The 23,714-nt window shown below is 52.2% G+C and carries 26 protein-coding genes; 15 read left to right on the top strand and 11 right to left on the bottom strand.

The genetic code is table 11. The features are described from left to right. Positions 1-14 precede the first annotated feature (14 nt). Positions 15-1,847 (bottom strand): putative bifunctional diguanylate cyclase/phosphodiesterase, encoded by a 1,833-nt coding sequence (locus tag VFA_RS12925; protein ID WP_038151740.1) that lies wholly within the window; start codon positions 1,845-1,847, stop codon positions 15-17. Between the two features lie 213 nt (positions 1,848-2,060). Continuing rightward, positions 2,061-2,957, bottom strand: a complete 897-nt coding sequence (locus tag VFA_RS12920) for a LysR family transcriptional regulator (protein ID WP_004727287.1) — start codon at positions 2,955-2,957, stop codon at positions 2,061-2,063. Between the two features lie 87 nt (positions 2,958-3,044). Between VFA_RS12920 and VFA_RS12915 the strand changes: the two genes are divergently transcribed. The 3 genes from VFA_RS12915 to VFA_RS24160 all read left to right on the top strand — a co-directional run bounded on the left by VFA_RS12915 (position 3,045) and on the right by VFA_RS24160 (position 4,934). Continuing rightward, positions 3,045-4,250 (top strand): multidrug effflux MFS transporter, encoded by a 1,206-nt coding sequence (locus tag VFA_RS12915; RefSeq protein WP_038151738.1) that lies wholly within the window; start codon positions 3,045-3,047, stop codon positions 4,248-4,250. Positions 4,251-4,339: 89 nt separating this feature from the next. After that, positions 4,340-4,690: a hypothetical protein gene (locus tag VFA_RS12910; RefSeq protein ID WP_004727285.1), complete on the top strand. Its 351-nt coding sequence runs from the start codon at positions 4,340-4,342 to the stop codon at positions 4,688-4,690. Positions 4,691-4,799: 109 nt separating this feature from the next. Continuing rightward, positions 4,800-4,934, top strand: a complete 135-nt coding sequence (locus tag VFA_RS24160; protein ID WP_004727284.1) for a hypothetical protein — start codon at positions 4,800-4,802, stop codon at positions 4,932-4,934. 67 nt (positions 4,935-5,001) lie between these two features. Here the strand turns inward: VFA_RS24160 and VFA_RS12905 are convergent, their stop codons facing one another. From VFA_RS12905 to ohr, 3 genes are all read right to left on the bottom strand, one after another. Next, positions 5,002-5,616: a glutaredoxin gene (locus VFA_RS12905; protein WP_004727283.1), complete on the bottom strand. Its 615-nt coding sequence runs from the start codon at positions 5,614-5,616 to the stop codon at positions 5,002-5,004. Positions 5,617-6,202: 586 nt separating this feature from the next. Further along, positions 6,203-7,177: a porin gene (locus VFA_RS12900; RefSeq protein WP_004727281.1), complete on the bottom strand. Its 975-nt coding sequence runs from the start codon at positions 7,175-7,177 to the stop codon at positions 6,203-6,205. A gap of 175 nt (positions 7,178-7,352) precedes the next feature. Next, complete coding sequence (gene ohr / locus VFA_RS12895) at positions 7,353-7,778, bottom strand: organic hydroperoxide reductase Ohr (RefSeq protein ID WP_004727280.1); 426 nt, start codon at positions 7,776-7,778, stop codon at positions 7,353-7,355. A gap of 123 nt (positions 7,779-7,901) precedes the next feature. Here ohr and ohrR point away from each other — a divergent pair, with 123 nt between their 5' ends. Continuing rightward, positions 7,902-8,378, top strand: a complete 477-nt coding sequence (gene ohrR, locus VFA_RS12890) for a transcriptional regulator OhrR (protein ID WP_004727279.1) — start codon at positions 7,902-7,904, stop codon at positions 8,376-8,378. A gap of 104 nt (positions 8,379-8,482) precedes the next feature. After that, on the top strand, positions 8,483-9,097 hold the full coding sequence (locus tag VFA_RS12885; RefSeq protein WP_004727278.1) for a fumarylacetoacetate hydrolase family protein: 615 nt from the start codon (positions 8,483-8,485) through the stop codon (positions 9,095-9,097). A 31-nt stretch (positions 9,098-9,128) separates the two neighbouring features. Here VFA_RS12885 and VFA_RS12880 read toward each other — a convergent pair whose 3' ends face one another. The 3 genes from VFA_RS12880 to VFA_RS12870 all read right to left on the bottom strand — a co-directional run bounded on the left by VFA_RS12880 (position 9,129) and on the right by VFA_RS12870 (position 11,161). Beyond that, on the bottom strand, positions 9,129-9,449 hold the full coding sequence (locus VFA_RS12880) for an AzlD domain-containing protein (protein WP_004727277.1): 321 nt from the start codon (positions 9,447-9,449) through the stop codon (positions 9,129-9,131). Next, a complete protein-coding gene (locus tag VFA_RS12875; RefSeq protein WP_038151734.1) occupies positions 9,446-10,168 on the bottom strand; it encodes an AzlC family ABC transporter permease in 723 nt (240 codons plus the stop codon). Before VFA_RS12875 ends, VFA_RS12880 begins: the two co-directional genes overlap by 4 nt. 156 nt (positions 10,169-10,324) lie before the next feature. Further along, on the bottom strand, positions 10,325-11,161 hold the full coding sequence (locus VFA_RS12870) for an AraC family transcriptional regulator (protein ID WP_038152265.1): 837 nt from the start codon (positions 11,159-11,161) through the stop codon (positions 10,325-10,327). A 188-nt stretch (positions 11,162-11,349) separates the two neighbouring features. Between VFA_RS12870 and VFA_RS12865 the strand changes: the two genes are divergently transcribed. Next, positions 11,350-11,982 carry a LysE family translocator gene (locus VFA_RS12865; protein WP_004727273.1) on the top strand — a complete coding sequence of 211 codons (633 nt, stop codon included), beginning with the start codon at positions 11,350-11,352 and terminating at the stop codon, positions 11,980-11,982. A 72-nt stretch (positions 11,983-12,054) separates the two neighbouring features. Here the strand turns inward: VFA_RS12865 and VFA_RS12860 are convergent, their stop codons facing one another. Continuing rightward, the gene (locus VFA_RS12860) at positions 12,055-12,633 is read right to left on the bottom strand and encodes a TetR/AcrR family transcriptional regulator (protein ID WP_038151732.1); all 579 of its coding nucleotides are present in this window, start codon (positions 12,631-12,633) and stop codon (positions 12,055-12,057) included. A gap of 151 nt (positions 12,634-12,784) precedes the next feature. Between VFA_RS12860 and VFA_RS12855 the strand changes: the two genes are divergently transcribed. Beyond that, positions 12,785-13,828, top strand: a complete 1,044-nt coding sequence (locus tag VFA_RS12855) for an alkene reductase (RefSeq protein ID WP_004727271.1) — start codon at positions 12,785-12,787, stop codon at positions 13,826-13,828. Between the two features lie 72 nt (positions 13,829-13,900). Here the strand turns inward: VFA_RS12855 and VFA_RS12850 are convergent, their stop codons facing one another. After that, positions 13,901-15,607 (bottom strand): phospho-sugar mutase, encoded by a 1,707-nt coding sequence (locus VFA_RS12850; RefSeq protein WP_004727270.1) that lies wholly within the window; start codon positions 15,605-15,607, stop codon positions 13,901-13,903. Between the two features lie 314 nt (positions 15,608-15,921). On the opposite strand from VFA_RS12850, the gene coxB reads away from it, so the two are divergent. The 4 genes from coxB to VFA_RS12830 are packed head-to-tail and all read left to right on the top strand — an operon-like array spanning position 15,922 to position 20,222. Further along, positions 15,922-17,091 carry a cytochrome c oxidase subunit II gene (gene coxB / locus VFA_RS12845; RefSeq protein WP_004727269.1) on the top strand — a complete coding sequence of 390 codons (1,170 nt, stop codon included), beginning with the start codon at positions 15,922-15,924 and terminating at the stop codon, positions 17,089-17,091. Beyond that, complete coding sequence (ctaD, locus tag VFA_RS12840; RefSeq protein ID WP_004727268.1) at positions 17,088-18,731, top strand: cytochrome c oxidase subunit I; 1,644 nt, start codon at positions 17,088-17,090, stop codon at positions 18,729-18,731. The genes coxB and ctaD overlap by 4 nt, the downstream gene beginning before the upstream one ends. A 10-nt stretch (positions 18,732-18,741) precedes the next feature. Next, entirely contained in the window at positions 18,742-19,341 is a 600-nt protein-coding gene (locus tag VFA_RS12835; RefSeq protein ID WP_004727267.1) for a cytochrome c oxidase assembly protein, read from the top strand. Further along, on the top strand, positions 19,338-20,222 hold the full coding sequence (locus VFA_RS12830) for a cytochrome c oxidase subunit 3 (protein WP_004727266.1): 885 nt from the start codon (positions 19,338-19,340) through the stop codon (positions 20,220-20,222). Before VFA_RS12835 ends, VFA_RS12830 begins: the two co-directional genes overlap by 4 nt. A gap of 12 nt (positions 20,223-20,234) precedes the next feature. Here the strand turns inward: VFA_RS12830 and VFA_RS12825 are convergent, their stop codons facing one another. Further along, the gene (locus VFA_RS12825) at positions 20,235-20,462 is read right to left on the bottom strand and encodes a DUF2909 family protein (protein ID WP_004727265.1); all 228 of its coding nucleotides are present in this window, start codon (positions 20,460-20,462) and stop codon (positions 20,235-20,237) included. Between VFA_RS12825 and VFA_RS12820 the strand changes: the two genes are divergently transcribed. The 4 genes from VFA_RS12820 to cyoE are packed head-to-tail and all read left to right on the top strand — an operon-like array spanning position 20,461 to position 23,695. After that, positions 20,461-21,198, top strand: a complete 738-nt coding sequence (locus VFA_RS12820) for an SURF1 family protein (protein ID WP_232281715.1) — start codon at positions 20,461-20,463, stop codon at positions 21,196-21,198. The genes VFA_RS12825 and VFA_RS12820 overlap by 2 nt on opposite strands. Next, positions 21,195-21,737 carry a hypothetical protein gene (locus tag VFA_RS12815; protein WP_004727263.1) on the top strand — a complete coding sequence of 181 codons (543 nt, stop codon included), beginning with the start codon at positions 21,195-21,197 and terminating at the stop codon, positions 21,735-21,737. Before VFA_RS12820 ends, VFA_RS12815 begins: the two co-directional genes overlap by 4 nt. Before the next feature lie 19 nt (positions 21,738-21,756). Continuing rightward, positions 21,757-22,806: a COX15/CtaA family protein gene (locus tag VFA_RS12810; protein ID WP_004727262.1), complete on the top strand. Its 1,050-nt coding sequence runs from the start codon at positions 21,757-21,759 to the stop codon at positions 22,804-22,806. Further along, positions 22,799-23,695 (top strand): heme o synthase, encoded by an 897-nt coding sequence (gene cyoE, locus VFA_RS12805; RefSeq protein ID WP_004727261.1) that lies wholly within the window; start codon positions 22,799-22,801, stop codon positions 23,693-23,695. The genes VFA_RS12810 and cyoE overlap by 8 nt, the downstream gene beginning before the upstream one ends. The last annotated feature ends 19 nt before the right edge of the window (positions 23,696-23,714 follow it).

Raw genomic sequence — 23,714 nt, 5'->3', positions numbered from 1 at the left:
TTTCAGGGCCTTTTTTATGCGCGGCGCGGCTGCTGAAGTGCCAACCATTGCTGCACAATTTTGACTGGTGTTTCGGGTTTGGCAAAGAAGTAACCTTGGATCTGGTCACACCCCATCGCATAGAGCTTATCGAGCGCTTCTTGGCTCTCGACCCCTTCCGCAATCAAGTCCACATTCAACTGTTTGGCCAACTGAATGATGAGCCACACCACGCGTTCTGCCGTTTCATTGCACAGCATATTGCGAATGAAGGTCGCATCAATCTTGATGCAGTCGATCGGGTAGCTGTGAATGTAATTCAAACTCGAATAGCCGGTACCAAAGTCATCCAGTGCCACGGTGAAACCGAGTTCGCGCAGTTTATCGAGGATGTATTTCACTTCTGTGGTTTGCGACAGCAGCACGGTTTCGGTCAGCTCAATGGTGAATTCTCGCGGCTCGAATCCGTATTGGTTGAGCGTTTGCATCAAGTGAGTCAGGTAACGGGTTGAATTGGTCAGCTCGTGGGCGGAACAGTTGAGGCCGAGTTTGACCTTGTAGCCAAATTGGCGTTCCAAGTCTGCTTTGGCTTGGCAAGCCAGCTCGACAATTTTCTCGCCCAACTCAATGATCAGCCCCGATTGTTCCGCCGCGTCAATGAATTCCATGGGCGAGACAAAGCCCAATGAAGCGCTATTCCAGCGCGCCAGCACTTCAAAATAGTTCCACTCTTTTTGGCGACGATGAACAATGGGTTGCACCACCACGTAGATTTCAGAATCGGCCATCGTGGTTTTATCCAGCTCGCTGCGCAGCGCATCAATCACCTGAGTGCGACGGTGATACTGGCTGCTCAAGTGGGTGTCGTAGCAGCGAATTTGACTGCTGCGACTCTGCTTACAGTCTTTGAGTGCGAGGCTGGCGTTAAGAATCAATTGGTCTGCGGTGATCGGTTCGTGCGATTTTTTGGCGATGCCAATGCTCAACCCGACTTTGATGCGGTGCGACGGGTCAAAATAACCTTGGTCGAGTTTATCGAGAATCGCGCGGCAGATCTTCAATGGGTCGTTAGAGAAGGTGATGAAGGCAAATTCGTCCCCTGCGATACGAAAGGTGAGGTTCTCTTCACGCACGCACTGCAAAATGGAGTTGGCGACGAATTTGATGATTTGGTCGCCGATGTAATGGCCGTACAAATCATTGATTGATTTAAAGTTATCAATGTCGAGATAAGCCAACGTAAACGGTTCGCTACTGGTTTCAACCAAGCGTTCCAGCTTGTCTGACAGGTAGTTCCGGTTCATCAAATTGGTGAGGTTGTCGTGTGAGACTTCGTAACTCAGTTGATTGACCAAGCTTTCCGAGCGCTCCGACAGCCATTTATTACGCAAGCTGTGGACGATGATGCGCGCCAGAATGCGATGGTACTCGATCACCGGGTCTTCATCGTGCACGGCTGTGGTGAATGTGGAGATCAAGATCCCCAGCACTTCGCCACTTTTGCTGCGCAGGGGAATGCCGATGTACGCTTCAATATGGTGATCATTTAGAAAATCGTCGTACGGAAAAATCTTGGTGACCTGGGAGGGAAACAGGCAATACTCCTGCTTCGACTTCGAGACCTGTTCGCAGGGCGTGCCTTTCATCTGATAGCAAACCCCCTCTTTCAGCTCACGATCCGCGACGTAAGCGATCGTATGGGCCTTGTAATGGGATTTATCGAGTTCAATGATGCAGGTACAAAAGGAGTTGAAGTGGGTATGCAGCACGTAGGTGGCCCGGTCCAGCAACGCTTTCCCGTCCAACAAAATTAACTCATTGATTGTATCCAGACTAACTGCATCTCTAGCCAGTGATGTTGTAGTCATAATCCAGCACTCACGTTGTGATTGATCTGTATGCCGAGAACTAAGGAACAGATCTCATAATATGCATTTTGTTACTATGGTAGATTGTGCTGGTTTTTTCCACCGAGGGTCCTTACGACTTTAGGTGTATAGCCAAGAATGGCTTTCTAGAACAATGGGTTATTCGGCGACATAACATTGGTACTTTCTTGTACATCAAACATATCGTACGGTTTATGCGCTGTCGCCATCTTGCGAGTGCGCTAATTTCTCTTTGAGGAAGTTGAGAAACAGGTGCGTGCGCGTGTGTTGGTAATCGAGCTTGGGATAGTAAGCAAACACCGTGGCTTGATCGATGGTGATGTCCGGCAGAATGCGCACTAAAGTGCGTTGTTTCAGCTCTTCTTTCAACATCACGTGATTGGACACCACAATCCCCATGCCGCACTTGCCCGCATAAAACAGCGCTTCTGGGTTGGTGGTGGCGAAGTTGCCCGATAAGGTCAGGCGTTTATGGTTGTTGGTTTTGACTTCGCGACTGGTTTGCTCGCCCCAGCACAGCACGTTGTGCTGTGTCAGATCGTGCAACGTCGATGGCGTGCCATGGCGCTGTAAATACTGCGGCGACGCGTAAAAGCCCGCTTTGTGGACAAACAAGGGCGTGGCTTTGAAGCTCAGCGAATTGAGCTGATCGATTTCGCGACTAATAAAGAGATCGAGATGCAGCTCTGGCAACTGGCCGGGCGTGGTGGTGGTGAGCTGGATGCGAATGTCTGGGTAGTGTTGCAGAAACTCATCGACATATTGCATCAGAAACTTGGAACCGACAGCGAGCGTGGCGCCAATCTTGAGTAAGCCTGCCGGGCTTTGATTGAGTGAGCGCGTTTCATCAAGCACGGATTGCCAGCTTTCCAGCTGCGCTTTGGCGCGTTCGTAAAACAGCACACCGGCTTCGGTTTGCGTCACCGAACGCGTGGTGCGCTTTAGCAGTTGCACGCCGATGCGCTCTTCGAGCCAATGAATGCGTTTACTGACCGCAGAGCTGGTGGTGTTCAATTTACGAGCGGCGCCATTAAAGCTGCCTTCTTCCACCACGCGAATGTAAGTTTTTGCGCTTTGTAACCAATCCATCGTCTCTCCTACTTGTTCCGGTTTGGAACTAATTCATTTCCTGAAAGCATCATTATCAAGTGTAGGTTACCAATATACACTGCGCTTATGAACAGAGAAGCACAACATTCCTTTAAAAAAACACCCATGCTGCTGGCGATGATGATCATCGCTACTGGGCAAGTTGGGGTGGCCATTTACTTGCCTGCACTGCCAATGATTAGCCAAGATTTACAAGTCGATCAAGCCAGTGTCCAGATGCTGGTCACCTTGTTTTTACTTGGCTTTGGGGGTTCACAACTCTTTTATGGCGCACTGTCTGATGCGGTGGGACGTCGTCCGACTTTTATTCTAGGGCAGGGCATATACCTGCTCGGCACCATTTTGTGCGTGACGTTCTCCGACCATTTTAGTTCATTGGAAATGGGGCGATTGTTGCAAGGTCTGGGGGCGGGTAGCGCGTCGGTGCTTGGGCGCAGCGTGCTGCGAGACAGTTACGACGGCCCGCATCTGACCAAAGCGATGTCGTATATTGCCATCACGGCCTCCATCATGCCCATTGTGGCACCGGTGGTGGGTGGTTGGATGACGTACCACTTGAGTTGGCAATCCGTGTTTACCTTCGTGATGATCTACATCAGCGCGATTTTTACGCTGGGGTATTTCATTCTGCCGGAAACATTGCCCTACGCGAAAAAGCGATTTGAAGCGACCAAAGTGGTGGGCAATTACTGGGCGCTGCTGCGCAACTGGCAAGTACTAAGCAGCGCAAGCTACAACTGGATCAGTTACTTGTCGAGCTTAGTCACGTTGTCTGTGTTGCCTTTCCTATTGCAAAAGCAGTTGGGCATGACTGCGGCAGAATATGGCAGCATCATGATCATTCCCTCGGCGGGATTGCTCACCGGGAGTGTGCTGGTCAACATTTTCCATCGTTATTTTTCATCGCGGCAACTGCTTGGCGCAGCGATTGGCATTATGATTTTTGCTGGCGTTTGGCTGCTGTTGATGCCGTTTAACGTCTTCAACCTGATCTGGGCGTTCACGTGGTTGACGGTGGCACAAGGGATGTCATTTCCGATTTCCACTACCATGTTGCTTGCGCCACATAAAACGCAGGCGGGTTCCGTTTCTGCGTTATCGGGGTCGATTCAGATGGTGATCGCCGGGGTGCTCGGCGGATTTCTGGTAGAACATTGTGTGACGAGCCAAGGGGCGCTGGGATGGTTCTATCTCGCGACCAGTTCCAGCATGTTGTTGGTGCTTATCTTATCGGCAGCGCAGCGCGATGTGTCGACGCAACCCTCGACCTAAATTGACGCAGTGACATCATTGGCATTGTCTGTAGTGCAGTTGTCACCGGTTGTGGGTATAATCCGCCGCTGCTACTGAGAGGATTGATCATGCAACAGAACGAATTTGAAGCGCTAGTGAAGCAACTGTGCGCACAAGCGGCCCTGCCACAAGCGCTTGATATGCTGCGCGCCAGTGATGATGCCGATATTGCGGAAGCCGCGCAGTCTCTGACTGGCCAGTTTGCCTTGGCTGATGTCGAAGGAGAGCAGCGTATTTATCATGTCACTGTACGAGCAGACGAACAGGGCGTTGAGCAGGAATACGTTGAGCACATCATGAACGAAGGGGATGACGTGGTGAAATTTGTCGCGTGGTTCTTCGACATCATGTTTGATGTGAAAGTCAAAGACACGTATCAAGCGGCGGGTAAAACGTACAAGCAACCAAAGCGTAGCTAATCTGAAAATTAATTACATAAATTTGTGATCTATGTCTTGTTATAATCCAATTTGATGCTATATTAACTGCAAAAGGTAGTTAAATTACAATCAAGTGTAGGAGAGTATCATGGGTAACGATTTAGGTGCTGCATACGTTGGCCAAATCATCGCAAAACAGATGATGCACGAAGCGCTTTACGGCAAAGCTCAGCCAAAGAAAAAATCTTTCATCAAAACCATGTGGAAGAAAATGACTAAGTAAGTCGCCTTAAAGAATTAAAAAGGCCTCAAGTGTTAAGCTTGAGGCCTTTTGCTTTTCTGAAAGAAAATTACGAAATGTTGGCGCCGAGTTCAACCACGTTGTTTGCATTCAACTTGTGCGGATGGGTTTTTAACCACGCCTCCAATGCATCACAGCCCCCGATATATTCCCCATCGAGCCAGATTTGTGGCACGGTCACGGGTGTTTTCTCGCCGATGATGGCTTTCACGGCAGGGATCATGCGATATAACGCGGCGCTGTCTTTCACCACATCTCGGTCGTCGTAATCAATGCCTGCCGATTGCAACAAGCGTTTGGCCTTGGTGCAGTAAGGGCAATTGGCTTTTCCAAACACGATATTTCCGCTGATCGGCTCTCTGGGGACCCAGGCTTGAATGACGGATTGCACCAGCGCGCCGCGATTGAGTGCTTCGCCTTGGCTGACGACATGTCCTTCCACAATCACAATCGGCGCATGCCAAGCGCCATGACGCAGCGGCTCCCACCAATGCGTGAGCCAGTCTTTGACTTCCAATTCAATCGGAATGCCTGCCAGCTCATGGCTGAACGCATCGAGCAAGATGTCTTTGGTCAGAGTGCACTCACCGCAGGGGATTTTGACCTTTAACGGGCCGAATTGACCCGCCCAGCGATAGAGAGTGACGTTGATCGGCGTTGCCATATCAGTTCCTCAAAAATGATGTTCTTACAGCATAGGAAAGGTTTTACGTTGCTTTTATTTCACGTGGCGTCTTTTTTGTTTCCATGCGTCATCCACGCAACGGATGCGCCGCCATCAGGTGAGTGAGCAATATGGTGCACGCATCATACGCGGGAACGCGATTGAAACCAATGTGCGGTGTGGGGGAGAGAATTCGAAAATATTGATGGTGCTCAAATCATAAGCAATGGAAAGCGACTATGCTGTTGGCCAGACGTTGCATCAGCAGCGCAAAAAAAAAAGACCTCCCAGAGGGAGGTCAAAGAACATGAAGTGACCAGTGATTTCTGCCATATCACTGAAAAGAAGCACAAACGCTGCCTGCATTTGTAATGTATATAATGCAGGCAGCGTGCCAACTTTTTCATTCATTTAAAATCAATAGCTTACACATTTTTCCTGTGGAGCCGTTGCTCACCCAGATGCGTCGCGATGGGGCAGGCTGCTGTGATGTGGTGCAACGCACGCCATCAATTGATGCCATAAAAAAAGGCCAAGCAATGCTTGGCCAATCAGGACAGTTTCCTCGGGAGTCAAGAGGAACGTTTTAGAATGCGTATTTCAAGCCCAGACGCATTGTGTCTTCGCTTTGCGTTTCCAGACCGTCAACCACAACGTCATCCAGATTGTTCAGCTTGTAAGCCACGTAAGTGCTCAGGTTTGAGTTGAACTTGTAGTAGCCAGCCAGCTCGAAGAAATCAGCCGTATCTGTTTTTGTGCCAGAATCTTTGTCTTCGGTTTTCGCGTACAGCGCTTTCAGCGTAAATTGCTTGGTAAATTTGTAAGCCGCTGCCAGTTCCAGTGCTTTGAACTCTTGGTTAGCGTCGTCATCTAGGTCACCGAACGAGTAAGTTGCAGCAAGGTAAAGTGCATCCAGTGTGTAGCCTGCACCGAACAGCACTTGGTTTTGCTGACCGTTACCTGTGCCGTTGTCACCTGCTGAGTAGGCCGCGCCGAGATCCAAACCGAATGGCAGCGCATAAAGCGCAGAGATGCCGTATAGGTCAGCGTCTTTTTCGCTGTTCGCAGAATAAGTGGCTTGCAGGTTTAGCGCATCGAATTGACCGCGGTAAGCGATCACGCTGTCTGTTTTGTCAGACGCAGAGTCGATGTACTGTTGGTTGCCCGAGAATTCAGTAATATCCGTCATGTCTGAGATTTGTACTGCAGCCATGTCTTGCTTACCGAAAGACAAATCGCCCATGCTGGTGCCGAAACCGGCATACATGTAACGGTTTTTGAATTCAGATTTACCTGTTTTTTGCTCTGCTTCGTAGAAAGCAAAACCTGTCAGGTCATCAGCAAGTTCAGTGGTACCTTTCAGATTCAGGCGAGCACGTGTGCTGTCTTCCATGGTGCCTTCAATTTCTGCGCCATCATCTGTCCCAATGAAGTCACCGCGGAACTCAACACGACCACCGACTTTCAGTTCTGTACCATCTGCTTTATACACTGTTGCTGCCATTGCTGAACCAGAAACTAGTGCTGCGAAAATCGCGGTTGCTACTGCTGCTTGTTTCATTGTTATTACCTTATTCATAGTTTACGAGCTTCGATGCTCTTTCGTTTGGTTGAGAGTAAGGTAGGTTTTTTAAATGACGGTTTGATTTCTAGATTGTGACGTTTAAGTTTTGTTTTTGTTGAAGAAAAATGAAAAGCCCGCCGATGGGCGGGCTTGTGTACAAAGAGGAATCGAATTAAGCGATTTTTACACCGTTGGCAATTACACCCACGGCGATATTGCCGCGCGTTGCGTTTGAATAAGGGCACACCTGATGCGCGGTTTTCACCAACTCAACCGCTTGTGCGTCTGGCAGCTCCAGCGTCGCTGCCAAATTCACCGTCAGGGCAAAGCCGCCGTTCGCGTTCGGGCCAATGCCGACTTCCGCAGTCACGGGGGCTGATTTCAGTGCGACTTTGGCTTCACGCGCCACGTGCAGAATCGCGTTAGAGAAACAGGCCGAATACCCCGCTGCAAAGAGTTGTTCCGGATTCGTCGCCGCGCCTGTACCGCCCATCTCTTTTGGATAGCTTAGTTCCAGTGACAGGAGTCCGTCATCTGTAGAAACTTTACCGTTACGGCCAGCCAGTGCAGTTGCTTTTGTTGTGTATAGCGTACTCATGATGTTGCTCCTTGAAGGGGTTACTTTGTGTAAAATTAAGTTGTGTGCAATCTAATTGTTTGCAATCTTAAATCGATCTTGAGATAGAATGCAAGTATATTGTGCACAATTTAATTGTGAGTGATGAACATGAGCCGTTGTGTCCCTTCCCAGACCCCATTTCCGATCCCTGATGACGAGCTGTTGCTGCTCGATAACCAACTCTGCTTTCCGCTCTACAGTGCCGCAAACGCGGTGGTGCGCGCGTATCGCCCGTTGTTGGATGCGCTTGATCTGACTTATCCGCAGTATCTGGTGATGATGGTGTTGTGGCAGCAAAACGCCATCAGCGTGAAAACGTTGGGTGAAAAATTGCACTTAGATTCCGGTACGTTGACGCCGCTGCTCAAACGCCTGGAAAGTAAAGGGCTGGTGGAGCGCCGACGCAGCGTGACCGATGAGCGCGCTCGCGAGTTGTGGCTCACTGAGCGAGGCACGGCGTTACGCGAGCAGGCGCTTGCGGTGCCCAAATCCATGGTGTGCAAGTTTGATCTCGACTTAGATGAACTGGTGATGCTCAAACAGCTGTGTGAAAAGGTGGTGGGGAAACTCAACGGATAAGAGTTTGCCAAGGATCAGAATTTTGACATCGCGCACGCTAATTTTGTTGGCGATGGCTTGAGATACGATACACTTTGCGCTCAATTATCATTCAAGGAAGAGCTATGAAGACGGTTCGTTTCGAAGAGCAACAGGTCACACCGTCCAAAGTGTTGTGTGTTGGACGCAACTACGTGGAACATGTCAAAGAGTTGAATAACGCCATGCCTGATCAGATGGTGGTGTTTAACAAACCCAATAGCAGCATTTCCGGCACGTTGCGCGCCTTTCATGACGAACCGCTGCATTACGAAACGGAAATTTGCTTTGTGGTGGAAAACGGCCAGTACGTGGGCGTCGGACTCGGATTGGATCTGACCAAGCGTGAATTGCAATCACAACTCAAACAAAAGCAACTGCCGTGGGAGCGCGCCAAAGCGTTTGATGGTTCCGCGGTGTTCAGCCGTTTCGTGTCGCTCGATGGTCTCGATGTGGAACAGTTGTCACTGGAACTCTTCATTAACTGTGTGCGCGTGCAGTGTGGCGGCGTGGCACAAATGATGTTCAAACCGGCGATGATTCTGCAAGAGCTGCAATCGTACACCACGCTAATTGACGGGGATATCGTCATGACGGGTACGCCGCAAGGCGTTGGGGTCGTGCATGCAGGGGATGTGTTCCTCGGGCGCCTGAAATGCGGCGACCACGTCCTGCTCGAAATTGAATGGCTAGCCGAATAGGCTAGCCTTTTTTCTTTTAAATCAATGCGGATCAGGCGCTGAATACCACTAAGTTGAGTAGCAAAAATACCGCCATACTGACCACGGTGGTCAATAGAATGTTTTTGGTGCGCCAGGCGAGCAGCCCTGCCAGCAGCGCCGCCCAAATGTAGGGATTGGTGCTTTCCAGCCACAGCGATTGTTCATGTGTGAACACAATCGGCGCCCAGATGGCCGTCAGCACGGCGGGGCCTGAATAGCTCAGCAAGCGCTGCAAACTCGGGCTTAACCGCAGCGGCAGTTTGGGTTCCAGAAACAGATAACGACTCATGAACACCAGCGCGGTCATCGCGAAAATCGAGAGCATGATCATGCTTTTCCTCCTTGTAGTCGTTCGGTGGCGTAACCGGCCACCATCGCGCCAATACTGGCAATCATCAGGCTGCCGTCAACATGCATCACGGTCAGGCCGACGGAGAGCAGCAGCGCGACCAACACCGAAACCACCACGGGCAAGCTTTGAATGTTTGGCACCACAATCGCGATGAAGGTTGCGGCCACCGCAAATTCCAACCCCAGTTCATTGAGTGCGGGAATGTAGCTACCTGCGACAATGCCAACCAAGGTTGCCAGGTTCCACACCAAGTAGAAACTGAGCCCGGCGCCCAAGGCATACCAACGGTTGAATTGTTTGTCACTTTGCTGGCCGCACAGCGCGAACAGCTCGTCCGTTAACAGAAAACCCAACGCCAAACGCCAACGGGTGGGCAGCGGGCTGATTTTGCTGCGCATCGACACACTGTAGAGAAAATGGCGTGAAGTGATAAACAACGTGGTGATCAGCATGGTCATGAGGCCAGCCCCGGCTTTGATCATGCCGGTGGCCACTAATTGTGCCGAACCGGCAAACAAAATCATCGAAAGCGATTGGCTTTCAAACGGCGTCAGCCCCGCATCAATGGCAAATGAGCCGGCCAGTAAGCCCCAAGGCAACACGGCCACGCTCAGCGGCAGCATGGCGACAGTTCCCTGCCAAAACAGGCGGGATTTGGAATCGGTATAAGAAGGCTGTGACAAAACGGTACTACTCATAAAATCGTCCTGTGGTGAATGCTGACGGGATCCGCAACGGAAGTAAAGCGGCCGTGTGCGGCGATGACCTTGGCGCTGCGACGGCTCAGGTCATCACACCACAGCAAGAAGGCAAATACTTGTACAAAGTTGCTCGGATGACGACGGCGCGAGCGCTTAATGCTGCACGTATTGCTTGGGGGTAATGCCCATCGCCTTTTTAAAGTGACGATGAAGATGGCTTTGGTCGTGAAAGCCACATTCCTGCGCGGTATCTGAAATCGAATGGCCCGCTTTGAGCAGCGTGCGAGCGTAACGCAGCCGGGCTTGAATCTGGTAAGCATGGGGTGGAAAGCCAAACTGCTTTTGAAACGCACGCACCAAGTGAAACGGGCTGATCCCCGCCAGTTTTGCCAGTTCCTCTAGCGAAACGTCTGCCTGCGGAAAATCATCCAGAAACGTTTTCACCAACGTCAATTGCTGCTGCGCTTTCGACATTTCAACGGGCTTCGGCGGCGTTTTCCCGTGGCGCGCCATCAACTTGACCAAACTGGCGTACACCAAGGTTTCACGCAGCAAGCGGTTGTCTGATTTTTCAAGCGTATCAAACACTAAGCGAAATTGGCTGGCGAGTTCTGGGTCGTGCACCACGGCTTCGGGAAAGTAAGGCGTGCCGTAGCCGCTGTTACCCAGCTCACGCGAAATAGCCTCAAACTGCTCAGGAACCGGATACATGGCTTTGTACGCCCAGCCGCCTTCAACGGCGGAGTGACCGGTATGGACTTCATCGGCATTGACCAGAATGATGCTGTCTTGCGGCGCCACGTGATTGCCGCCCGTGCGGTAGAAACGTTGCGCGCCACGTTCAATCACACCGATGGTGTACCCTTCGTGACTGTGACGCGAGAAGTTTTGGGTTTCATACTGGGCGTCGAGCAGCTCAATACCGCCGAGTTCATCGGCCACCTGAAACTTGGCACTTTCCTTTGCTCTTGGGGCGCGTTGTTTATCCATAATCCACTCTTCGCTCAACGGCTTTCCAGTGTACTTCAAACTGTCCTTCGCTTTTTGTACAAAATTGCTCATGTGATTGAATATAAAATCATTAACCAATTATCTTTGGTTAATTGGAGGATGGTATTGGATTGATCTTTAATGTTGATATAAAATCCGCCGCTTCCTGATTCCTATGAAATATTACTATGATCGACTTTGCTATTTTGCCAGTCTATCTCACCGCGGTGGTGGCACTCCTGTTATTGCCGGGGCCAGATATGTTGCTGATTGCTAGTTCAAGCCTCAGCTACGGACGAAAAGTGGGGGTGTTTGCCAGCTTAGGTAACGCCACTTCCGGAATTATTCTGACGCTGTTGGCGGCGCTGGGCGTGTCAGCACTGATTGCCATGAGCCCGATGGCGCTGCAAGCATTGCACCTGTTGGGCGGTGCTTACTTGCTCAAAATGGGGTTCGATTGCATGCGTGCCAATGCCGCGCAAGCGCCAGCGTTGGATGGCCGCCATACGATGGCGAGCACTTTTTATCAGCGTGCCTTGGTGAGCAACTTGCTCAATCCAAAAGCATTGGTGTTCTTTGTGATGTTTCTGCCGCAGTTTGTGTCGAGCAATATTGCCGCGTCCTCGGGCGAACAAATGTTGGCGCTGGGGCTGCTGCTCAATGTGTGTGGTTTGCTGTTTAATTTGCTGCTGGTGGGGGCGGTGGGGTTGTTTGGTCAATCGCTGCTGGAGAACGCGAAGTTTCGTACCTATCAGCACAAATTGATGGGACTGATTTTCTTTGTGTTGGCGCTGTGGATGCTGAGCGACTTACTGCGTTAATGGCGTGCCCCTGCGTTCAACAACAAAAGGCACCGAAGGGTGCCTTTTTCGTGTCTAAATGGATGCTTGGACTTATGCTTGAATGGTCGAGAGTAATTGATCGGCCATTTTGCATAGCAATTCTTTTTTGGGTTTGGTGTGCGCAAATGAACGCAAACCGTAAATGCCCATCACCAAATATTCTGCCAGAAATTCACAGTCCGCATCTGGGTGGATTTCAGCGCGCTGCTGCGCGAGTTTGAGTTGCGCCAGCAAACCGAGTTTCCAAATATTCAACGTGTCGCGAATCACTTGCTCCACTTCATCATCCTGCTGAGACAACTCACTCAAGGCTTTTTGCAGCAAGCAATCTTTAATCTCTTCACGAGCGCATTCATCCACCACCATGCAGAAGTAGCTTTTCAATCCGGCCATCACGGTAGGCTGCGCGGCAAAAATGGCGTTGAACTCTTCGGTACGCTCGCAGGCGTAATGTGCCAGGGCTGCCAGCAATAAGCCGCGTTTATTCTCAAAGGCACAATAAATGGAACCCGGATGCAGACCAGTGGCTCTTTTGAGGTCTTGCATGCTGGTTTTATTGAATCCCTTCGACATAAATTCGTACATCGCAGAGCGCAATACCTGCTCTCTGTCAAATTCCGCTACGCGCACATCGCTTCTCTAACTTGGTTATCTCGGCGCAATTCTACGCTGATTTCGTCACCCTGACAAAATTTCTTGAACGATCATTCAAAATATATCTTGAATGATCGTTCAAGTTTGATCTAGCATAAGCCCATTGAATAGATGCAAGGACTTTGCGATGACCGATTTACTGTTTCAACCTTATCCACTGAATGACCAGATCACACTGAATAACCGAATTGTCATGGCGCCACTGACTCGTTGTATGGCGGGTGAAGGCTTGGTGCCGACCGATGAAATGGCGGCGTACTACGCGCGCCGCGCTGATGCGGGCTTGATTATCTCTGAGGCGACCATCATTCGCCCAGACGGTCAGGGTTACCCAAGCACGCCGGGGCTGTTTTCTGCTGAGCAAGTGGAAGGCTGGAAGAAAGTGACCGCGGCCGTGCACGAACGTGGCGGGAAGATCTTTGCCCAGTTGTGGCACACGGGCCGAGTTGCACACCCAGCATTTTTTGACGGCGAATATGTACTCGCTCCGTCAGCTGTCGCGTTTGAAGGCACGGTGCCACGTCGTCGTGACCTGACTTACACCATGCCCAAAGCCGCAACAAAAGAAGAGATTGCCCAACTGATTGAAGACTACGCCGTCGCGGCAGAAAACGCGATTGTGGCGGGGTTTGATGGCGTCGAAATCCACGGCGCGAACGGATATCTGCTCGACCAGTTCCTGCACTACGACACCAACCTGCGTGAGGATGAATTTGGCCAAACGCCAGAGAACATGGCCCGTTTCCCGCTGGCGGTGATTGATGCCATCATTGAACGCATCGGTGGCTATCGCACTGGTTTACGTTTGTCTCCGGGGGCATATGCGCACATCAGCCCAGATCCACGTGACCGCGCGGTGTTTGATTACCTGCTGGCCGAGCTGGAACAACGCGAACTGGCGTACCTGCACGAAGGCATGTTTGATGACAGCATGGAATTCGATTACCTCGGCGGGAAAGTGTCGGAATACATGCGTCAGCATTACTCGAAAACGCTGATGGCGGTGGGTGGTTTCACCGCACAAACTGGCGCTCAAGCGATTGAACAAGGTCTGTTTGAATTGCTGGCGATTGGCCGTGCGTTCATCGCCAACCCGAATTACGTGTCACTGGTACGTGATGGCCAAGCGGTCAAAGCGTACGACGAAAGTATGCTGGCTGAATTGGTGTAAGTCGCCGGTTTTGCGCTAATGTTTCGTCATAAAAAAGCCCCGCTTTAGCGGGGCTTTTTGCGTGGTCTTGTGTTAGGCCAGGCTGGTTTGGTGTTCGCTGATCAGCAGCGCCATCTGTTCATCCGCACGAGCTTGCGCACTCTCGAAGCTTTCGTTGTCGGCAAAGCTGCCCACCACTTCGTAGTAGCATTTCAGTTTGGGTTCGGTACCGGATGGACGAACAATCACGCGCGCGCCGCCATCGAGGTGATAAATCAACACGTCACTGCTTGGCAGGTCGATGCTCTCGGTGGTGCCATCTTTAAAACGACGTACCGCATGCTTCAGATCATCGGTGCTGAGGACCGCTTTACCGGCAATTTCATGCGGTGGTTCGCTGCGTAGACGATCGCCGACTGGCGGCGCGGCTGGGTCGAGCGCGATGCTGCGCTGCGCGGTGACATACAAACCGTGTTGACGATAAATGGCTTCCAATTGATCCCAAATGGTTTTGCCTTGGTCGTACAACTCGGCCGCCAATTGGGCAAACGCCACCATCGCCGACAGGCCATCTTTATCCCACACCGAGTGACCCACGGTGTAGCCCAGCGCCTCTTCGTAAGCGAACAGGAATTGATGTTGCTCGCTTTGTTGTTGCATGGCGATGTTGGTCAGCCACTTAAAGCCAGTCAGCGTTTGATAATATTTCGCCCCATGTGCTGCCGCGATTTTGCCCAGCAGGCTTGAAGAGACGATGGTATTTCCCACCAATTGTTTGCTGGCGTTGGTTTTGCTCAGTAAGTAATGACCAAACAGCGTGCCGACCTGATCGCCAGTCAACATTTGGTAGTGACCATCGGGTTTGCGCACGGCCACGGCAAAGCGGTCGGCATCTGGGTCGTTGGCACACGCCAGTTCAGCGTCGATAGAGTCGGCGAGTGCAATCACCATGTCCATCGCGCCTGCTTCTTCCGGGTTGGGGAAGTTCACAGTCGGGAACGTGCCATCCGGTTCACGTTGCTCTTTGACGCTCAGCAAGTTTTTAAAGCCTGCGTCGTGCAGCAGGGTTTCAGCCATGTCTGCACCCACGCCATGCATTGCGGTGTAGGCAATGGTCACCGCCTGCGGATTGGTGTGGTTATTCAACAGTGGGCTGCTGTCGATGGTTTTGCGGTACGTTTGGTAGTAGGCGTCGTCCAGCCACTCCAATAAACCAACTTGATGGGCATCGTCTAAAGCTATCAATGGCACCGCGCGCTGCGCCGCGATGTCGATTTCGCCAGCAATACCGGAATCGTGCGGAGGAATGATTTGCGCGCCGTTTTCCCAGTACACTTTAAAGCCATTGTATTCCGGCGGGTTGTGACTGGCGGTCACCACGACAGCGGCCGCCGCATTGAAGTGTTTTACGCCGAATGCCACCACTGGGGTCGGGGCAACTTTGTAAGTCAGGTAAACTTTGATGCCGAGTGAGGCCAACACTGCGGCGGTATCGTGGGCAAATTGCTGCGAATCTGGGCGACCATCATAGCCAATGACCACACCACGCATTTTGGCATTGTCGACTTGTTTGATGAGGTATTCTCCGAGTCCGGCTGCCGTTTCTTGAATCACCAAGCGGTTCATTCTATTGGGGCCGCAGCCGACTTTTCCACGCAGGCCAGCGGTACCGAATTCCAGTCGGGATTTAAATCGCTCCTGCAGTTCGTCGAGGTTCTGCGCATCAATCAGCGCTTGAAGCTCTTCGCGGGTTCTTGGGTCGGGATCTTTCGCTAACCATTGCGTGACTTGTTGCATCATGGTTGTCACCTTATTTTATGCATTGAGTTATTAGTGTAAGTGATATTTATTCTCGATTATGAGGACGCAATCGCTAAACTTTTACGCGTCCACGCTTTTGTAGCACGTCCGTTGACGTCTTCTCCTTCTCCAATCTTAGGACAAATTTTCAGACACTTATCTCCCTCACGACTTTATTGTTTGTTTCTTGAACAAACGCAAATCACTAACTAGCCTTAGTTAACATAAATATAACAACTAGTGTCGAATTCGCTGTTCACACGGAGCCCATCCAGAGACGCACATGCCGTGCGGCTGAGCAGAGGAGAGATCTCTTGAGAAGATTTGTGACCAATCTGTGGCTGTGGACCGATCTGATATTGATTGGCTTTGCGGCTCCAGCGATTTCTGCTGAACGATCACTGAACATGACCCCCGGTGTCACCGAAATCAGTGGCCAGGTGTATCACCTCCATATGCTGATTTTCTACATCTGTGTCGCCATTGCACTCGTGGTCTTTGGGGCGATGTTCTACGCCATATATAAGCACCGCAAATCCAAAGGGGCGGTGGCCGCGCATTTCCATGAAAGTACCAAAGTCGAAATCATCTGGACCATCATTCCGATTGTCATTTTGGTTGCGATGGCCATTCCGGCCACCAAAACGCTGGTGGCAATGGAAGACACCTCTCAATCGGACTTAACTATCAAAATCACCGGCTCACAGTGGAAATGGCACTACAGCTATTTCGATGAAGATGTGGCGTTCTACAGCCTACTTGCCACGTCTCAAAAGCAAATTGACGGCATTGAAGCCAAAGGCGCGCACTACTTATTAGAAGTGGACCAGCCGCTGGTGGTGCCGGTGCATCGCAAAATCCGTTTTCTGCTCACCTCTGATGATGTGATTCATTCGTGGTGGGTGCCTGCCTTTGCAGTGAAAAAAGACACCATTCCCGGTTTTATTAATGAAGCGTGGACGCGCATTGATGAGCCGGGCGTTTATCGCGGCCAGTGTGCTGAGCTGTGTGGCCGAGCGCATGGCTTTATGCCGATTGTGGTGCAAGCAATGGCCGAAGACGAGTATGACCAGTGGTTGAGCGACAAAAAAGCCGAAGTTGCGCTGGCAAAACAGGAAGCCGAAAAAGCGCTGCAAAGCTCGATGTCGCTTGAAGAACTGATGACGCTGGGCGAGAAAGTCTACCTCGACCGCTGCGCCGTGTGTCACCAACCAACGGGGCTAGGGATTCCGGGGGCGTTCCCGGCGATGAAAGGCAGCCCGGTTACCACCGGCGATGTGCATCAGCATATCGCGACAGTGGTCGATGGCCGTTCGGGCACGGCCATGCAGGCATTTGGTAACCAGCTGAGTGAGAAAGAGCTGGCGGCGGTCATTACTTACGAACGTAATGCGTGGGGCAACAATACCGGCGATGCGGTGCAGGCGTCAGACATCAATGCGTTTAAAACTCAGGGACAAGCCAGTGGCAAGGAGGGGCAATGAAACCGTCCACCGAACAATCCAAATCGGCTCCGGTAACGGATGCGGATCTCAGCCGTGCACACAGCACGCTGGCGCTGGATGAACACGAACATCACGGTCCGCCGAAAGGGCTGACCCGCTGGCTCTATTCCACCAATCACAAAGACATAGGTACCCTTTATCTGTGGTTCAGTTTCACCATGTTTTTGATTGGTGGCGCGATGGCGATGGTGATTCGTGCGGAGCTGTTTCAACCGGGCTTGCAATTGGTCGAGCCGGAGTTCTTCAACCAGATGACCACCGTGCATGGGCTGATCATGGTCTTTGGTGCGGTAATGCCGGCCTTTACCGGCTTGGCGAACTGGATGATTCCACTGATGATTGGCGCGCCGGACATGGCGTTGCCACGCATGAATAACCTCAGTTTTTGGATTCTGCCGTTTGCGTTTTTGATTCTGTTGTCGTCACTGTTTACCGAAGGGGGCGGCCCCAATTTTGGTTGGACCTTCTACGCGCCGCTCTCTACCACCTATGGGCCGGACAGCACCGCGCTGTTTGTGTTCTCCGTCCATATTATGGGCATCAGCTCCATCATGGGGGCGATCAACGTCATCGTGACGATCGTGAACATGCGCGCGCCTGGCATGACGTGGTTTAAGCTGCCGATGTTTGTCTGGACGTGGCTGATCACCGCGTTTTTGTTAATCGCGGTGATGCCGGTGCTCGCGGGTGCGGTCACCATGGTGCTGACCGATAAGTACTTTGGCACCAGCTTCTTTGATGCGGCGGGGGGCGGCGATCCGGTGATGTTCCAACACATTTTCTGGTTCTTTGGTCATCCGGAAGTGTACATCATGATTTTGCCGTCGTTCGGTATCATTTCGGCGATCATTCCTGCATTTAGCGGCAAGAAGCTCTTTGGCTATCACTCGATGGTCTACGCGACCAGTAGCATCGCTATTTTGTCGTTTCTGGTGTGGGCGCACCATATGTTCACGACCGGTATGCCCGTGTTTGCCGAGCTCTTTTTCATGTACTGCACCATGTTGATCGCGGTGCCCACTGGGGTGAAAGTGTTTAACTGGGTGGCGACTATGTGGCGAGGATCGTTAACCTTTGAAACGCCGATGCTGTTTGCGATCGCTTTCATTGTCTTGTTCACCATCGGCGGATTCTCTGGCCTGATGTTGGCGATTGTGCCAGCGGACTTCCAGTATCACGACACCTATTTTGTGGTGGCACATTTCCATTACGTGCTGGTTTCCGGCGCGGTGTTCTCCATCATGGCCGCGGCGTATTACTGGCTGCCCAAATGGACCGGACACATGTATGACGAACGCCTGAGCCGCTGGCATTTTTGGTGCTCGGTCATTTCGGTCAATGTGCTGTTTTTCCCGATGCATTTCTTAGGGTTGGCGGGCATGCCGCGTCGAATTCCCGATTACGCGATTCAGTTTGCGGATGTGAACCAGATTGTCTCCATTGGCGGCTTTGCGTTTGGTCTGTCTCAACTGATCTTCTTGTGGTTGGTGATTAAATGTGTCCGCGGTGGCGAGCCTGCCGCTGCGAAACCGTGGGAGCGTGCCGAAGGGTTGGAATGGACGGTGCCGAGCCCCGCACCACATCACACTTTCTCAACCCCACCCAAAGTGGACGAATAGGAGGTGAATCATGACACAGCCAACGTCCGGAACCTCAAATCGTCCACTGACCGTCAAGCTACTGCTGGCAGTGGTGCTGATGTTCGGTTTTGGTTTTGCGCTGGTGCCGCTGTATGACGTGATGTGTCAGCAGCTTGGCATCAATGGCAAAACCAACGAGGTCGCCGCCATTCAACCGCAAGGGATGCAGATTGATGAGTCGCGCACCATTCGGGTCGAATTTATGGCGCACATCAGTCATAACATGCCGTGGCGATTTGCGCCCAAGCTGACGCACATCGATGTGCATCCCGGCCAAGTGATTCAGACCGCGTATCTGGCCGACAATCTGTCGAGTTCGGACTTGGTGGGGCAGGCGGTGCCATCGGTTTCTCCGGGGCAGGGGGCGACCTACTTCAACAAAATCGAGTGTTTCTGTTTCAGTCAGCAGCCGCTGATGGCCAAAGCGCATGCGGAAATGCCGTTGATTTTCTACATTGAGCCGGACATTCCGGACACCATCCACACCCTGACACTCTCTTACACGCTGTACAACATGACGGATAAAGCTGCGCCCCAACCCGCCTTGGCGAAGGCGGGCACGGCAGTTTCGCAAGGAGCAACCCAATGAGTGACAAACCGAATGCGTACTATGTTCCAGCTCAGAGTCACTGGCCCATCGTCGGTGCGGTGGCCCTATTCCTATTGGCGGTGGGTGCAGGCGTCACCGTGCAACATGTCGGCACCGACGGTGCGGGGGGCGTGATTGGCAAAGTGATTCTGTTCGCCGGATTTTTTGTGTTGCTGTACATGCTGGCGGGTTGGTTTAGCAATGTGGTCAGTGAGTCGCTGGCGGGGCTATATTCCGCGCAAATCGCCCGTTCGTTCCGCCAAGGCATGAGCTGGTTTATTTTCTCTGAGGTGATGTTCTTCGGCGCGTTTTTTGGCGCGCTGTTCTATGCGCGCATGGTGGCCGTACCTTGGTTGGGCGGCGCCAGTAACAACGCGATGACGCATGAAGTGTTGTGGCCGGGCTTTGAAGCGGTGTGGCCGCTCTTGACGACACCGGGCGGCATCACGACCGAGGCGATGCCGTGGGCAGGGATTCCACTGAAAAACACCATCATTCTGCTGACGTCCTCCATCACTTTGCACATGGCGCACTTGAGTTTAGAGCGCAACCGACGCATGGCGCTAGTGGTGTGGTTGGAAATCACCATTATTTTGGCTGGATTCTTTCTCTATTTCCAAGCGGTTGAATACCTGCATGCTTATCACGAAATGGGGCTGACGCTGCAATCGGGTGTGTACGGCAATACCTTCTTCTTGCTGACGGGGTTTCACGGGCTGCACGTTTGTTTGGGCACGCTTTTCCTTGCGGTGCTGCTGGCGCGCATCGCCAAAGACCACTTCACGCCGAAAGACCATTTTGCGTTTCAGGCGGGGAGTTGGTATTGGCACTTCGTGGATGTGGTTTGGCTGTGTCTGTTTGTGTTTGTGTATGTTTTATAACGATTTTAAAAGCTAATAGGGCGTGGCGTTGGGATGCAGCCAACCGCTGAGGAGCGCGAAAATGAGCACAATGACCACCATTGCCGAGAACATCAAACGGCGGCCGAGATAATAGCTCATTGGGCGTTCTTCTTCGCCCTCTTTGGGTTCACTCACCATGCGAATCAGCGCGCGGGCCAGATTGAATATGATGAACAGTAAAAGCAAAACCAAAGCAATTTTTACAACCAGTGGCAGCATGGCGGCTCCTTCACAGCGCGTGTGGTCAGGGAAAGTTTGGGTGGGCGCTGTTTTAACTGTGGTCGTGTTTGCGCTGCTGGTCAAATTGGGCTTTTGGCAGTTGGCGCGAGGTGAAGAAAAGTTGCATTTAGAAACACGCTTGGCCGCACGAGCCCAAATGGCGCCGCTGAGTTTGGCGACGGCGCTGGAACGTTACCCCATGGCTGAGCTCACGGGGCTTCGCGTCACGGTGACGTTGGACCCGCATAGTGACGCGACATTCCTGCTTGATAACCAAACGTTCGACGGCAAAGTGGGCTATCTCGCCTATCAACTGGCGAAACAACAGGATGGGCATTGGATGTTGATTGAGCGCGGGTTTGTGCCCGCAGGAAACGACCGCCGCGTGCTACCTCAAGTGGACTGGCTTACTGAGCCGCAAACGCTGACGGGGCGTTTGTATGCTCGTTCAACCAATCCTTTCAGTGATGCTTTGGGGTTGGAGGCGGGTAATCCGCACCGCATTCAAAATCTCAATGTGGAGGCGCTGTCGCAGTGGCTGGGCACACCGATTTTGCCCGTGGCATTTCAGCCACAGCAGGCGAATTGGCCTTACCCACAACCTTGGCAGCCGCTGGCGATGAGCGCGCAGAAACATTTCGGCTACGCATTGCAATGGTTCACGATGGCTGCTGTTTTGGCGGTGATTGTGTTGGTGATTGGCGTAAGAGTTTGGCGAGCAGGGAGGCATTCATGACGGATAAAAGTAAAGGTCGCCTGATCTTGGTGGGGATTGTGCTGTTTTTTGCGCTGCCTGCTTTGGTGGCGCAAGCAGTGCTTGCCAATCACTGGTATCAGTCTGGTGCGACCAATACGGGGGAGTTGATTGAGCCGCGTGTGACGATGTCGTCGCTTGGGGTGTTTAACCCGCTTGAACAGGTGAGCTGGCAGATGGCCTACGTGGTGCCAGCGAGCTGCACCGCCGATTGTCAGCAGCAAATTTACTTGCTGGCGCAAAGCCATACGGCGCTTGGTAAAGAACAAAGCCGAGTGACGCCCGTATTGCTGGTGAGTGCGCACAGTGACATCGCGGCACTGGAGGGCATGACGCTACAACAGATTCCGGTGAATACGCAGTTTATGCAGCACATCGACGCCGGCGATGTGGTGATCGTCGACCCGCTCGGTCAGTTGGTGATGCGTTTTGCCGAGCCGGAAGCGTCACAACAAATCGCGCAGAGCCGCAAGGTGCTGGCGGATCTACGCAAACTACTGAAGTTATCACGCGTCGGCTAAACACATCAGGGAGGGTGGTATGTCGAATCACACGCACAGTCTTGCAGCGTCTACCCCAAGCGTCAGTTGGCTTCATCTGGTTCGTTTCAGTCTTGTGTTGACGTTGGCGGTCATCGCATTGGGCGCTTACACCCGTTTGGCGGATGCCGGACTGGGGTGCCCGGATTGGCCGGGCTGTTATGGACACTACACCGTGCCGCTTTCTCCCAGCGCATTGCAAAAAGCCGAGTTTCTCTATCCCCATTTGGATGTTGAACCTCATAAAGCTTGGCCGGAAATGATTCACCGTTATTTTGCTGGCACGCTCGGATTGGTGGTGTTTAGCATCACTTATTTGTGTCTGCGCTATCGCCCTGTGCCGATGACGCTGCCGCTGGTGATTGCGGCCATTGTGGTGTTTCAAGCGCTGCTGGGCATGTGGACGGTGACGCTGAAATTGTTGCCGCTGGTGGTGATGGGGCATTTGATCGGCGGTTTTAGTTTACTGAGTTGCTTGTGGTTGCTGTATTGGCGATTGCAGGCGGCAACGCCAAGAGCCCCTTCTTTTGCGCCGCTTAACTTACGTGTGCTTGCGATGCTGTCGTTGGGCGTGGTGGTGGTGCAAATCATGCTTGGTGGCTGGACATCCTCCAACTACGCGGCGCTCATGTGTAGCCGTTTACCCATTTGTGAAGGCAATTGGCCGCAGTATCTTGATTTTCGTACCGCGTTTACGCCAGTTCATTATGGCCACGATAGCTATGAATTTGGCGTGCTCGATTACGGGGCAAGGCTCACCATTCATGTTGCGCATCGCGTGGGCGCGATGGTGACCATCGCTTTGCTGGGGTTGCTGGCATGGCGGTTGAGAGCGCTCGGTTATCTCCAACCTGCCAAGATGGTACTCGGCGCGTTGTCGGTGCAAGTTCTGCTTGGAGTGGGCAATGTGTTGCTCAGCTTGCCCTTGACCATTGCGGTGCTGCATAACTTGGGCGCGGCACTGTTGTTGATCGCGGTGCTGAAATGCAATGATCTGCTTTGGCCGCAGACGCTTGCCGTTAGTCAAACAAGGAGTGTGTCTCATGAGTAAATCGATCGCGGCGGTCCATACCGCCTCTGCAGTCAGTCGCTGGCAGATTTATCTCACGTTGACCAAACCGAAAGTGGTCGCCCTGATGTTGCTCACCGCGTTGGTGGGCATGTGCCTTGCGCAGCCGGGGTTGATGCCGTTCAAAGCGGCCGTTTTGGGGCTATCTGGCATTGGGTTGATGGCCGGGGCGGCCGCCGCATTGAATCATCTGATTGATCGACGCATTGATGCGATGATGGCTCGTACCTACAAGCGGCCGTTGCCGTCTGGTGAGATTCAAGCCAGCCGCGTCATGCTGTTTGCGTTCGTGCTGGGCATCGTGGGTTTTGCGATATTGTATTGGGGCGTGAATGGGTTAACCGCGTGGCTGACCTTTGCCAGTTTGCTGGGCTATGCCGTGGTATACACGCTGTATCTGAAGCGCGCGACGCCACAAAATATTGTGATTGCGGGGCTGGCTGGCGCAATGCCGCCGCTGCTCGGTTGGACATCCGTCACTGGGGAATTGCATGCCAATGCGTGGTTATTGGTGATGATCATCTTCATCTGGACGCCGCCGCATTTCTGGGCGCTCGCGATTCATCGCAAAGACGATTATGCTAAAGCGGACATTCCGATGCTGCCTGTGACGCATGGGGTGGAGTACACCAAAACATCGATTTTGCTGTATACGTTTTTGCTGGCGTTGGTGTGTGTGTTACCCGTGTTGGTGGGTATGAGTGGCGTGATCTATTTCGCCGCTTCCAGTGTGCTGAGCCTTGGGTTTATCTATTCCGCGTGGGCGCTGAAGTACGATCCGGAAAACAGCTCGGCGATCAATACCTTTAAGTATTCCATCTATCATTTGATGATGCTGTTTATCGCGTTACTCCTGGATCACTACCTCTAAAGCACCAAGCGGCTCAACC

It is taken from the genome of Vibrio furnissii CIP 102972 (genome assembly GCF_000176175.1).
Taxonomy (GTDB): Bacteria; Pseudomonadota; Gammaproteobacteria; order Enterobacterales; family Vibrionaceae; genus Vibrio; species Vibrio furnissii.
Note: the sequence above shows the minus strand (reverse complement) of the source record. Positions and strands in the feature narration are given on the sequence as shown.